At 59.1% G+C, this 12990-nt stretch carries 7 protein-coding genes, 1 pseudogene and 1 riboswitch; of the genes and pseudogenes, 6 read left to right on the top strand and 2 right to left on the bottom strand.

What is annotated here, in order from left to right; genetic code table 11:
• Positions 1-177 precede the first annotated feature (177 nt).
• From CWM54_RS05955 to CWM54_RS05945, 3 genes and pseudogenes are all read left to right on the top strand, one after another.
• The gene (locus tag CWM54_RS05955; protein ID WP_008804769.1) at positions 178-1095 is read left to right on the top strand and encodes a bestrophin family protein; all 918 of its coding nucleotides are present in this window, start codon (positions 178-180) and stop codon (positions 1093-1095) included.
• A gap of 321 nt (positions 1096-1416) precedes the next feature.
• Positions 1417-3717 (top strand): FdhF/YdeP family oxidoreductase, encoded by a 2301-nt coding sequence (locus tag CWM54_RS05950; RefSeq protein WP_100680317.1) that lies wholly within the window; start codon positions 1417-1419, stop codon positions 3715-3717.
• 149 nt (positions 3718-3866) lie between these two features.
• Positions 3867-4747: pseudogene (locus CWM54_RS05945) on the top strand (LysR family transcriptional regulator).
• 21 nt (positions 4748-4768) lie between these two features.
• Here CWM54_RS05945 and CWM54_RS05940 read toward each other — a convergent pair.
• Positions 4769-6175 (bottom strand): MFS transporter, encoded by a 1407-nt coding sequence (locus CWM54_RS05940; RefSeq protein WP_100696396.1) that lies wholly within the window; start codon positions 6173-6175, stop codon positions 4769-4771.
• A gap of 262 nt (positions 6176-6437) precedes the next feature.
• On the opposite strand from CWM54_RS05940, the gene zapE reads away from it, so the two are divergent.
• Complete coding sequence (gene zapE / locus CWM54_RS05935; protein ID WP_100696394.1) at positions 6438-7499, top strand: cell division protein ZapE; 1062 nt, start codon at positions 6438-6440, stop codon at positions 7497-7499.
• Between the two features lie 35 nt (positions 7500-7534).
• Here zapE and katG read toward each other — a convergent pair whose 3' ends face one another.
• Positions 7535-9712, bottom strand: a complete 2178-nt coding sequence (gene katG, locus CWM54_RS05930) for a catalase/peroxidase HPI (protein ID WP_100696392.1) — start codon at positions 9710-9712, stop codon at positions 7535-7537.
• 342 nt (positions 9713-10054) lie between these two features.
• Positions 10055-10134, top strand: a riboswitch (ZMP/ZTP riboswitch).
• 17 nt (positions 10135-10151) lie between these two features.
• Here katG and CWM54_RS05925 point away from each other — a divergent pair.
• Positions 10152-10784 (top strand): LysE family translocator, encoded by a 633-nt coding sequence (locus CWM54_RS05925; protein WP_100696390.1) that lies wholly within the window; start codon positions 10152-10154, stop codon positions 10782-10784.
• A 221-nt stretch (positions 10785-11005) separates the two neighbouring features.
• Positions 11006-12916, top strand: a complete 1911-nt coding sequence (mrdA, locus tag CWM54_RS05920) for a penicillin-binding protein 2 (RefSeq protein WP_165785887.1) — start codon at positions 11006-11008, stop codon at positions 12914-12916.
• Positions 12917-12990: the final 74 nt, after the last annotated feature.

The following is a 12990-nucleotide window of genomic DNA, read 5'->3' as shown; positions in this document are numbered from 1 at the left end:
CGCATCGATTGCCTGAAATATAAAAAAGGCCCATACTAAAAACGCCATTACCATCGCTAAATAATGGCGAAGATCTGCCCATCGCAGTTAACGATAAAATAAACCAATCGGTTCATAGATAATCTCTATTCTTTATTCAGAGATAATGACCAGAGCGGTAATTCAGGAAGTCAGACAATGATCATTCGGCCAGAACAACACTGGTTTCTTCGCTTATTTGACTGGCACGGCTCCGTGCTGTCGAAAATCATCTTTCGTCTGCTGCTTAATGTGCTGATGTCCATCATCGCCATTATCAGCTATCAATGGTACGAGCAGCTGGGGATCCACTTAACGGTGGCGCCGTTCAGCCTGCTGGGGATTGCGATTGCGATTTTTCTCGGCTTTCGCAACAGCGCCAGCTACAGCCGGTTCGTCGAAGCGCGCAATCTGTGGGGGACGGTGCTTATCGCCGAACGTACGCTGGTACGCCAGTTGCGCAATATCCTGCCGGCCGAACACGATGTCCATCGCCGCATCGTCAGCTATCTGGTGGCCTTTAGCTGGAGCCTGAAGCACCAGCTGCGCAAAACCGATCCGACGGCTGACCTGCGGCGGTTGTTGCCGGAGGACAAGGTGGCGGAGATCCTCGCCAGCTCAATGCCCACCAACCGGATCCTGCTGCTGGTCGGCAACGAAATTGGCCAGCTGCGGGAGGCGGGCAAGCTCAGCGACATCACCTACGGGCTGATGGACAACAAACTCGATGAGCTGGCGCACGTGCTGGGCGGTTGTGAAAGGCTGGCGACCACTCCGGTGCCATTCGCCTATACCCTGATCCTGCAGCGCACCGTGTACCTGTTCTGCACGCTGCTGCCGTTCGCGCTGGTCGGCGATCTGCACTACATGACGCCGTTTGTCTCGGTGTTTATCTCCTACACCTTTTTGTCGTGGGATTCGCTGGCGGAAGAGCTGGAAGATCCTTTCGGTACCGCCGCCAATGATCTGCCGCTGAACGCCATGTGCAATACCATTGAGCGCAATCTGCTCGACATGACCGGTCAGCATCCGCTGCCGGAGACGCTGCGTCCGGACCGTTACTTCAATCTGACCTGAATCAGACCCACCGGGCGGTTTCCGCTGCCCGGTCATCGCTTTCCCGTGGGTCTTTTATCCGTCAGCGCACAGCGACGATAACCGCGAAAATTTGCAAATAAGTTAAATTTAACACCTGATAGATAACATCAATTATACAGATTTGTGGTGTATGTTATTATTCAGTTAACAAACGCAGTACCTACGCTTTCCCATCGTACTATCCTTGAGAAACCGCATCCTAATCAGGTGACGCCGCGCATATCACGCCACGTCGCCCGGGGCCGTCGTACGCCTTTTTTCGGGCTGCGGCGGCCAGAACAGAGCAGCAGGAGTTAAAAGATGACCAACAAAAGACGCGCGGTGCCCGGTGTTCACCCCTATGATGGCCCGGCAGGCGGGTGGGGCGCGCTGAAGGCCACGGCCATCGCTGTGCGTACCCAGATGGATGCCTTCGAGGCGCCCGCCACGCTGCTGCGAACTAACCAGCCGGATGGGTTTGACTGCCCGGGCTGCGCCTGGCCGGATAAAGAGCATAAATCCACTTTTCAGTTTTGCGAAAATGGCGCCAAAGCCGTGACCTGGGAGGCGACCACCAAACGGGTGACGCCAGCGTTCCTCGCGGCCAACACCGTGACCTCCCTGCTGGCGAAGAGCGATTTCGAACTGGAGGGCTATGGCCGCTTAACGCATCCTTTAGTCTACGACCGCGCCAGCGATACTCTGCGTCCGGTGGAGTGGGAGCAGGCCTTCGCCCGCATCGGCGAGATCCTTCGCGGCCTGCAGCCTGATGAGGTCGAGTTCTATACCTCTGGCCGGGCGTCCAATGAGGCGGCATGGCTGTTCCAGCTGTATGCCCGCGAGTATGGCACCAACAACTTCCCCGACTGCTCCAACATGTGCCATGAATCCACCAGCGTGGGCCTGCCGCAGTCGATCGGGATTGGCAAAGGCACCGTCTCCCTCGACGATTTTGACCAGACCGAACTGGTGATTTCCATCGGCCATAATCCGGGAACCAACCACCCGCGGATGATGGGCACCCTGCATGAGCTCTCCCGCCGCGGCGTGCCGATTATCGTTTTTAACCCGCTGCGTGAGCGGGCGCTGGAGCGTTTTGCCGACCCGCAGAACGTGATGGAGATGGCGACCCGGCGCTCGACGCCGATCGCCTCGACCTACTACCAGGTACGGGCCGGCGGCGACGCGGCGGCGCTCAAAGGGATCGCCAAAGCGCTGCTGCAGCTGGAGGAGGAGCAGGGCAATGTGCTCGACAACGCGTTTATTGCCCAGCATACCCAGGGGTTCTCCGCCTTCGCCGAGGATCTGCATGCCACCCGCTGGCAGGATATCGAACAGGAGTCCGGCCTGACGCGTGGATCCCTGACCCAGGTCGCCGTGGCTTACGCCAAATCCAGGGCCACCATCGTCACCTACGGCATGGGTATCACCCAGCATAACAAAGGCACCTCCAACGTCCGTCTGATTGCCGACCTGCTGCTGATGCGCGGCAACATCGGCAAGCCGGGCGCTGGCATCTGTCCGCTGCGCGGCCACTCAAACGTGCAGGGAAACCGCACCGTCGGGATCAGTGAAAAACCCTCCGCGGCCTTCCTCGACAGCCTGCAGCGGGTGATGGGGATTACGCCGCCGCGGCATCATGGTCACGATGCGGTGAAGGCCCTGGAGGCCATGATCGCCGGCGACGCCAAAGCTCTGATCTGCCTCGGGGGGAACTTCGCCGTGGCGATGCCGGACCACGAACGCGCCTTCCCGGCGATGCGCGGCCTTGAGCTTAGCGTTCACGTCGGCACCAAGCTCAACCGCTCGCACCTGCTGACGGCGAAAGAGACCTTTATTCTGCCGTGTCTGGGCCGCACCGAGCTTGACCTGCAGGCCAGCGGCCGGCAGTCGATCACCGTTGAGGATTCGATGTCGATGGTGCATGCTTCCTCAGGCAAGCTTAAGCCCGCCTCGCCGACGCTGCGCTCGGAGCCGGCGATTGTCGCCGGTCTGGCGAAGGCCACTCTGCCGGCCAGCAAAGTGGACTGGCTGTATCTGGTGGAAGATTACGACCGCATTCGCGATCTGATCGAACAGACCATTCCGGGGTTCGAGGAGTATAACCAGCGTATTCGTCATCCCGGGGGCTTCCGCATGCCGCTACCGCCGACCGAGCGCATCTGGCCAACGGCCACCGGTAAAGCGATGTTCTCGGTCTTCAAAGGGGTGCATGAGAACGTGGTGGTGGAGGGCGAGGACGTGATGCGCCTGGTGACGCTGCGCAGTCACGATCAGTACAACACCACCATCTACGCGATGGATGACCGCTACCGCGGCGTTTTTGGCCGCCGCGACGTACTGTTTATGAATGAACAGGACATGGCTGCCCAGGGGCTGGAACATGGCGATCGGGTAGATATTCATACCGCGCTGCCAGACAGCGAGCTGACGCTGGAAGATATCACGGTGGTAGCCTACGGCATCGCGCCCGGCACCGTCGGCGCCTATTATCCGGAAGCCAACGTGCTGGTGCCGCTGAACTATCTGGATGAAGAGAGCGGCACCCCTTCATATAAGTCGGTTCCCGTTCGTCTGACGCTGCGCTCGAAAGAGATCCGTCCGCTGGCCGGCGTACGCTAAAAAAGCAGGGCGCAGGACAGCATCGCGCCGTCCTGCGCCCCGCAGCCCCTCGTGATGTCCTCGCTTGAATTTATCGCTAGTGAAACTAACATTCTGGTAACCTGTGCGCGGCCCCGGGGGTGAACGGCGGGGTTCAAACGGGAAAGAGAATGGATATTAAGCAACTCAAGTATTTGATCGCGCTCGATCAGACGCGCCATTTTGGCCAGGCGGCGGCGGCATGCCATATTACTCAGCCGACCCTCTCCATGCGCATTCGTAACCTGGAAGAGGAGCTGAACCTGACGCTGATCCAGCGCGGCCAACGCTTTGAAGGTTTTACCCCGGAGGGAGAGCGGATCCTGGCCTGGGCGCGGGCGGTGCTGGCCGCCCATGATGGTCTGGCGGCAGAGGCGGCGATCTGCCGCGGGCAGATGGTCGGTCAGCTGCGGGTCGGCATGGTGCCGCTGGCGAGCTCAACCCGATGCAGCTAATTAAACCTCTCGCGGAGAAATACCCGGCGCTGCAGTTCAGCCTGCTGTCGATGACCTCGGAGCAGATTATCGATGGCGTCAGCCGTAACCAGTTGGATCTGGGCATTTGCTATCTCCAGCATCTGGACCAGCGCCTGTTTAAGGTCGCCCGGTTGCCGCAAACCCGGATGGGGCTCCTGCATGATAAACGCCATTTCGACTTCAGCGGTGGAACGCCGGGGTGGGAGGCGCTGTCGACGTTGCCCCTCGGCTTTCTGACCAAGGGGATGCACTACCGGGAATCCATAGAAATCAGCTTTAAGGCCAAAGGGTTAACGCCGAAATATGTCTTTGAAAGCGATTCGACGTTCCAGATAATCCAGGCGGTGCAGGCGGGGATCTGCTGCGCGATTATGCCGCTTAACAACGGCCTCGAAGCGCTCAGCGATAATCTTGACATTCTGCCGATCGCCGAAACCCAGGTCGATTCACAGCTGGCGCTGATTATGCGCCAGCAGGAGCCGGTATCAACCCTGGCGGAAAAATGCTTCGCCGAGGCACAGGGGATTTTTGGCTGAGGCCAGCCCCTGCGACCGCCGTCAAATATTCTCCAGACGAATACCCCGCGTTTTGGGGCCGAAGATCCCTACCGACAGCATCACCATCAGCATACTGACGACGATAAAGCTAATCACCCCCGGCGTGCCGGCGTATTGCAGAATAATGCCGATCAGGATGCTGGTCACCGCGGTGGAGAGTCGGCTGAACGAGTAGCAGAAGCCGACGGCGCGGGCGCGAATATGAGTCGGGAAGATCTCGGCCTGATAGGCGTGGTAGCTGATGGTCAGCCAGGCGTTGGACCAGGTGATCATAAACCCGCAGATCACCAGCAGGATCGGGCTGTTTTGCAGGGCGAACAGGGTCCCGAAGATGACGGTCATCAGCGCGGAGAGGACAATCTGCCACTTGTTCTCAAAACGATGCACGAAGCGGGTGCAGAACAGGCAGCCCAGCGGATAAGCGAGGGTGATAAAGAAGGCGTACAGCAGACTGTGGGTGATGCTGGCCCCCTGACCGGAGAGCAGCGCCGGCAGCCAGTTGCCAAAGCCGAAGAAGCCGATCGCCTGGAAGAAGTTCATCACCATCAGCATCAGGGTGCGCTGCCGATACTGCGGCGCCCAGATCTCGCGAAAGGTGCCGCGTTTGACGACGCTCTGTGCCGCATGCGCATGCTTCGGCGACGGCGTCAGGCCACAGCGCGCTTCCATCTCACTCATCACCGCATGCGCGTCATCATGCCGCCCTTTGCTTTCCAGCCAGCGCGCTGACTCCGGCAGCTTTTTGCGGATAAACCAGATCGCCAGCGAGAACAGCGCGCCAAAGATGATCACCCAGCGCCAGCCGCTGAGGCCGAAGAGGGTGGTTGGCACCAGCATCCAGGACATCAGCGCCACCGCCGGAACCGACAGGAACTGGATGAAGAAAGCGAAGGCAAAAGCTTTATTGCGCAGATGGGTTGGCATCCATTCGCTGAGGTAGGTGTCAATGGTCACCAGCTCAATGCCAAGGCCGATCCCCACCAGAAAGCGGAAAAAGATCACCCCTTCCGCGGTGCTCTGCATCGCCATCAGCAGCGAAAAGAGGCCGTACCAGGCGAGCGCCACCATAAACGTCAGACGGCGCCCCAGCCTGTCCGCCAGCGGCGCCAACAGACTGGCGCCAATAAACAGCCCCATAAAGGTGGCGGAGGCAAAAGCCGCCTGATCGGCAATCCCGAATATCCCCGCCTGCCCGGTGTGGAAAATCCCGTCGGCCAGCAGCCCTGCGCTGATATACCCGGTCTGGAAAAGGTCGTAGAGCTCGAAGAAGCCACCGAGGGAGAGCAGGGTGATAAACGACCATAACCCGAAGGAGGCGGGCAGCGCATCAATGCGCCCGGTTAAGCTGGCGTGCGGTTGTCCTGGCGAGGCATAAGGCGCGCCGCCGAGAACCTGGGTGGTAGACATGGTGTTGTATTCCTCAGGATGAATGGTTTGCCTGGTAATGTTAATTGATTGTTAATAGTTTTAAATTTTTAATCCTACGCGTTAGCCGCAATCTTTAGCGCAAGATCGCGCGGTACAACGTGAAAAATGCGATTCATGCTGGTTTTCGCCGCATGCCAGGCGAAGAATTGAAGTAAATCACCGTGGACGGTATTTCCCGTTGTGCGATTCGCCAACCCGCGGGAAAGCGGCTAGAATGGCCTCCTCGCAGGAGGTTAAAAGAATGTTAAACAATGGACGTATGGCGTCGAATTCTGAGCAGACAGAGACGACGGCTGAGTTTCGCTTTACCCGTGTGATGGCCGAGCAGGCGGCGCGGGCGCGTCTGACGCTCGATGACGATCAGCTGTCGCTGATCGCTCGCCTGGATGCTCTGGGCCAGCAGCTGTTGTCCGCGGCGGGTACGCCGCAGGGGTTGTATGTCTGGGGACGGACCGGGCGGGGGAAAAGTTTTATCCTCGACCACTTTTTTGCCAGCCTGCCGCTCGCCGCCCGGCGTCGGGTCCATTTTCATCACTTCTTCCGCGAGCTACATCAGCGGCTGAATGCCCCCGGAGCGCCCGATCTGCAGGCGGTGATGAGGCAGATGACCTCTGGCTGTCGCCTGCTGTGCTTCGACGAATTTCATCTTCACGACCCCGCCGACGCGATGCTGATCAAGGTCTTACTGGAGCATCTCTTTCAGCGCGGCATTGTGCTGTTGGCAACGTCAAACTATCCACCGGAGATGCTGCTGCCCAATCCGCTGTATCACGATCGCTTTTTACCGTCGATCGCGCTGATCCGCGCCCACCTGACGGTTATCGCGCTGAACGGTGAGGAGGATTATCGCCAGCGTCATCTGAGCGTCGATAATGCCTTCTGCAGCGGGCGGATGTGGGTTAATCCGAATGCACAACAGCGTCAGCTGTACGATCTGCCGTCGCTGCCTGCCGAACCGGTTTCGCTGGCGGTAGGTTATCGCACCCTGCTGGCGGCCGCGGCGTCATCCACTCTGCTCCACTTCACCTTTGCCCAGCTCTGTCAGGCCGCCACGGCGGTGATGGACTACCTGTCACTCAGCGAAAGCTATACCGTCTGGTTACTGGACGAGGTGCCGCCGCTGGCTACGGTGGGGCCGGCGGCCCAGCAGCGCTTTATTAATGTGATTGATGTGCTGTATGAAAAGCAGATCCGCTTGCTGTTGGTGACCGGCTGTGATCTGGAGACGCTGGTGGCCGGGGTGGAGCTGGAGGATATTCAGCGTACGCGGAGTCGCCTGCAACAGTTGCCGCGGGCGGTGTGAGAAAAACGCCCCGGCGGGATGCCGGGGCGGGGGGATTACAGATCGAAACGGTCGAGGTTCATCACCTTGGTCCAGGCGGCGACGAAGTCATGGACGACCTTCTGCTGCCCGTCGGCGCAGGCATACACTTCCGCCAGCGCGCGCAGTACAGAGTTGGAGCCAAACACCAGATCCACGCGGGTGGCGCTGTACTTCGCTTCACCGGTTTTACGGTCGCTACCGGTAAACAGCTCCGCGTGGTCATCGGCCGCTTTCCAGACAGTGGCCATATCCAGCAGGTTGACGAAGAAGTCATTGCTGAGCACGCCGACGCGGTCGGTAAATACCCCGTGTTTGCTGCCGTCGTAGTTCGCGCCCAGTACACGCAAGCCACCGACCAGCACGGTCATTTCCGGGGCGGTTAGCGTCAGCTGCTGGGCTTTATCGATCAGCAGGGTTTCCGTCGATACACCGCCTTCGATACGGCGATAGTTGCGGAAGCCATCCGCCAGCGGCTGCAGCAGGTCAAACGACTCGACGTCGGTCTGCTCAGGCAGGGCGTCGACACGGCCTGGGGTAAACGGCACGTTAACGCTGACGCCTGCCGCGGCAGCAGCTTGCTCAACGCCGACCACGCCAGCCAGCACGATGATATCGGCTAACGACGCTTTGCCGGAGGCGCGCTGGATCGCCTGCAGAGTCGGCAGCACCCGGCTGGCGATAGCATTGACCGGCCAGTCTTTCTGCGGGGCGAGGGCCAGGCGTGCACCGTTGGCGCCGCCACGCTTATCGCCGCCGCGGAAGGTGGAGGCGGACGCCCAGGCGACCGAGACCAGCTCACTAACCGACAGGCCGGCGCCGGCGATGGCGGTTTTCAGGCTGGCGATATCCTCAGCGTTCGGCTGATGAGTCGCTGCCGGCAGCGGATCCTGCCAAATCAGATCTTCTTTCGGCACTTCCGGACCGAGGTAACGGGATTTTGGCCCCATATCACGGTGGGTCAGCTTGAACCACGCCCGGGCAAACGCCTCGTTAAAGGCCTGCGGATCGTTGAGGAAGCGGCGGGAGATCTTTTCAAACTCCGGGTCGAAGCGCAGGGTCAGGTCGGTGACCAGCATGGTCGGTTTGCGCTTTTTCCCCGGATTAAACGGATCCGGGATAATTTCCGGCGCGTCTTTGGCTTCGAACTGGATAGCGCCAGCCGGGCTGCGGGTCTGCACCCATTCGTATTTAAACAGGTTCTCAAAGAAGTAGTTGCTCCACTGGGTGGGCGTCTGCGTCCAGACCACTTCCAGACCGGAGGTGATGGCATCCGCACCTGCGCCGCTGCCGTAGCTGGAGTGCCAGCCCAGACCCTGCGCTTCCAGTGGGGCGGCTTCCGGCTCGGCGCCGACGTGGCTGGTTTCAGCGGCGCCGTGGGTTTTGCCCAGCGTATGGCCGCCGGCGATCAGGGCGACAATCTCTTCATCGTCCATCGCCATATTGCCGAAGGTGGCGCGAATGGCTGCCGCGGCGGACAGCGGCTCACCGCTGGCGTTCGGTCCTTCCGGGTTGACGTAGATCAGCCCCATTTCGGTGGCGCCGATGGCCTGTTTCGCCAGGCTTTCCGGGTGACGGTGGGCCAGCCACTCTTTCTCATCGCCCCAGTCGACGTCCAGATCCGGTTCCCAGACATCTTCACGACCGGCGCCAAAGCCAAAGGTGCGGAAGCCGGCGTTTTCCAGAGCGACGTTACCCGCCAGCATGTAAAGATCGGCCCAGGAGATTTTCTGGCCATATTTCTGTTTTACCGGCCACAGCAGGCGACGGGCTTTATCGAGGCTGACGTTGTCAGGCCAGGAGTTCAGCGGTGCAAAGCGCTGCTGCCCGCGGCCCGCGCCGCCGCGACCGTCAACGGTGCGGTAGGTGCCGGCGCCGTGCCAGGCCATGCGAATAAACAAGCCAATATAGCTACCCCAGTCTGCCGGCCACCACTCTTGCGAATCGGTCAGCAACGTTCTGAGGTCAGCTTTCAGCGCGGAGTAGTCGAGCTTTTTAAACTCTTCCCTGTAGTTAAAATCCTCACCCAACGGGTTGGAACGACTGGAGTGCTGGTTCAGCAGATCGACACGCAGCTGGTTAGGCCACCAGTCGCGGTTGCCGGTGCCGCTGCCGGCGCTCTGTTTTGGCGTCTCGGCGTGGAAAGGGCACTTCCCGGCGGATGCGTTGTTGGATGGGTCGTTAGACGTGCTCATATCAGGCTCCGTTTGCTTTTGTGAATGCCATTACGATATACACTGCTACCAATAAGCGATATTTGAATGAGTCTACGGATTTAATAGCTAATTCCGTTCAACGAAGGGCGAAATACCCTCTCATGGGACCTGGCGGATCCAGGGTGTAAAATAAACCTCACCATTAACCATAGACGTAACGAGACGGCAAAGGAAACGATCTGCAGCATTCTGGCAATCGGAATGCTAATTGTTTGAGATATGACAATTTTACTGCGAGAAAAAGATGAGGCTTGTCTGTTGAGCAACCGTAGCGAATGTCCGGTGCAGGGGTTGTTGCCTGACACAGAATAAGCTAATACTTAGGCACCATGTGACTGGCGCTAAAGACAGAATACTGTTGGGGAGCATGGTCGCCGTCGCCGCGCGCCTGGGCATTACCGATATCTGGAGATAAGTTATGCCTGAATTCGCTTCATTAATGGCCTTTGCCGCGGTGGCGCTGGGGTTGGTGTTAACCCCAGGCCCCAACATGATGTATCTCACTTCGCGTTCGATTTGCCAGGGAAAACGCGCTGGCTTTATCTCCCTTGCCGGTGTGGCCGTGGGGTTTTTCTTCTATATGTTGTGTGCCGCGTTCGGCATCACCGCATTGGTTTTCGCGGTCCCTTACGCCTACGATGCCTTGCGTTTATGCGGGGTCGCTTATTTGCTCTATCTGGCGTGGCAGGCGATTAAACCGGGAGGGCGGCCGATATTCGCGGTGCGCGATTTACCCGCGGACAGTGGGCGTAAGCTGTTTCTGATGGGATTTATCACCAGCCTGGCGAATCCCAAAGTTGCCATCATGTATTTGTCCCTGCTGCCGCAGTTTATCACCCCCGGACTCGGCAGCGTGCTCAGTCAGTCGTTAATATTAGGCTGTACCCAGGCGATCATCAGCGTGGCGGTGAACGGCATGATTATCTTGCTGGCCGGGCAGGTGGCGCTATTTCTTGGTCGGCGGCCGGGCTGGCAACAATTTCAACGCTGGCTGATGGCGACGGTACTGGCCGGGATGGCGGTAAAGATCGCTTTTGAGGCCAGAAAATAAGCGGGTTGACCGTGTAAACAGATGCCAGCAATCCCCGTTGCTGGCTAACCTCGCACCCTGAAGCCTTTCTTCCACACAGAAAGGCTTCCCACGCTCTAACATGCTGAAACATTTCTGCCAGATCATTAGCAACCTTTCAGTAGGGCTGGCGCCGCGATAAGGCTATGCTTCCCGGCCGTTACGCTGTTGGTTTTTCTTGTGATTCAGGTGATGTACCGCTAATGCCCCTTTTGAGAGATGAAATTCGCGACCACTCCGCGGAAGAGATGCTGTTTATCCGCCGGGCCGCAATTGCTTTTCTGCTGGTGGTGGTCTGCTTTGGCGTGCTGATCGTCAACCTCTACCATCTGCAGGTGGAGCAGCATGATTTCTACCAGACCCGATCGAACCAGAACGACATTAAGATGCTGCCCATCGCCCCCAGCCGCGGGCTGATATTCGATCGCAACGGCATTCCGCTGGTGCAGAACATTACCCTGTATCGCCTGCAGGTGATCCCGAGCAAAATTCCCGATATGGCCGCGCTGCTGCAAACCCTGACCCCGATCGTCGACCTGACACCGGATGACATCGCCAGCTTCCGCGACGATATGCACCACAACAGCCGCTATAAAGCGGTGACGCTGAAGTCCGACCTCAGCGACGTGGAGGTGGCGCGCTTCGCGGTTAACGAATTCCGTTTCCCCGGCGTGACGGTGGAGAGCTATCAGCAGCGCGAATACCCGTACGGCGCCGAGCTGGCGCACGTGGTGGGCTATGTGTCGAAAATTAACGACAATGACCTGCAGCGGCTGGCGAAAGACGGTGAAGAGGAGAACTATGCTGCCGACCACAATATCGGCAAGCAGGGGATCGAGGGCTATTACGAAAAAGCGCTCCACGGCACCACTGGATATCAGGAAGTGGAGGTGGATAACCACGGCCGGGTGGTGCGTCTGCTGAAAGAGGTACCGCCGGTGGCCGGGAAAAACCTCTACCTGACCCTCGACCTGCACCTGCAGCAGTATATTGAGTCGGTGCTGAAGGGGCAGCGCGCGGCGGTGGTGGTGGTCGATCCCCGGGATGGCGGTGTGCTGGCGATGGTCTCCAGCCCCAGCTACGATCCTAATCCGTTCGTCAAAGGCATCGGCTATCAGGCCTATAAATCGCTGCTCGATAATCCGGACCGGCCGCTAATCAACCGTGTCACTCAGGGTCTTTACCCGCCGGCCTCGACGGTGAAGCCCTATATGGCGCTGTCGGCGCTCTCCGCTGGGGTCATCACCCCGAACACCACCTTCTTCGGCGCGCCGACGTGGACGCTGCCGGGCACGGAACGCCGCTACCGCGACTGGCTGAAGACCGGCCACGGGATGCTCAACGTGACCAAAGCCATCGAAGAGTCGGCTGATACCTTTTTCTACCAGGTCGCCTTCGAGATGGGCATTGACCGGATCCATGAGTGGCTGAGCAAGTTCGGCTACGGCCAGTCCACCGGCATCGACCTTAATGAGGAGTATGCCGGGGTACTGCCCAGCCGGGCGTGGAAACAGCGAGTGCATAAAAAGCCCTGGTACCAGGGGGATACCATCTCGGTCGGCATCGGCCAGGGGTACTGGATCGCGACCCCGATCCAGATGGTGAAGGCGCTTACCACCCTGCTGAACAATGGCAAGGTGCAGGATCCGCATCTGCTCTATTCGATGAAGCAGGGCAATCATGTGGAACGTTATCAGCAGCCGGCGAACCTGCCGCAGGTGGGCGATCCGAAATCCCCGTACTGGGGCATTGTGCGCAACGGCATGTATGGGATGGCGAATCTGCCCAACGGCACCGGCTACAAGTTGTTCCATACCGCACCGTACCAGATCGCGGCGAAATCCGGCACCTCGCAGGTGTTCAGTCTGAAGCAAAACCAGACCTATAACGCCAAAATGATCCCGGTGCGTCTGCGCGACCACATTTTCTATACCCTGTTTGCCCCTTATCAGCATCCGAAGGTGGCGATGGCGCTGATTCTGGAGAACGGCGGCGGGGATGGCGTAGTGGCCGGACCGACGGCGCGCGCCATTCTGGACCACATCTTTGTTCCACAGCAGGCGTCATCCGCGGCGGCTGACGTGCCGCAGCGTGACAGCGCCGATGCCCAGTAAGCGACAGGACTTATTCCTGATACGCATCGTTCATAGATATTGGTTATTTGTCCCGCGGCTTTCCCGGCGGCATA

It is taken from the genome of Klebsiella sp. D-Nf1 (genome assembly GCF_002810515.1).
In the GTDB taxonomy this organism is placed as follows: Bacteria; Pseudomonadota; Gammaproteobacteria; order Enterobacterales; family Enterobacteriaceae; genus Klebsiella; species Klebsiella variicola.
The sequence above is the reverse complement of the archived record's forward strand: the minus strand, read 5'-3'. Positions and strand labels throughout refer to the sequence as shown.

Bases quoted from the DNA above. Each gene is read 5' to 3' on its own strand.
- CWM54_RS05955 (WP_008804769.1), top strand. From the start codon at position 178: ATGATCATTCGGCCAGAACAACACTGGTTTCTTCGCTTATTTGACTGG.
- CWM54_RS05950 (WP_100680317.1), top strand. From the start codon at position 1,417: ATGACCAACAAAAGACGCGCGGTGCCCGGTGTTCACCCCTATGATGGC.
- CWM54_RS05940 (WP_100696396.1), bottom strand. From the start codon at position 6,175: ATGTCTACCACCCAGGTTCTCGGCGGCGCGCCTTATGCCTCGCCAGGA.
- zapE (WP_100696394.1), top strand. From the start codon at position 6,438: ATGTTAAACAATGGACGTATGGCGTCGAATTCTGAGCAGACAGAGACG.
- katG (WP_100696392.1), bottom strand. From the start codon at position 9,712: ATGAGCACGTCTAACGACCCATCCAACAACGCATCCGCCGGGAAGTGC.
- CWM54_RS05925 (WP_100696390.1), top strand. From the start codon at position 10,152: ATGCCTGAATTCGCTTCATTAATGGCCTTTGCCGCGGTGGCGCTGGGG.
- mrdA (WP_165785887.1), top strand. From the start codon at position 11,006: ATGCCCCTTTTGAGAGATGAAATTCGCGACCACTCCGCGGAAGAGATG.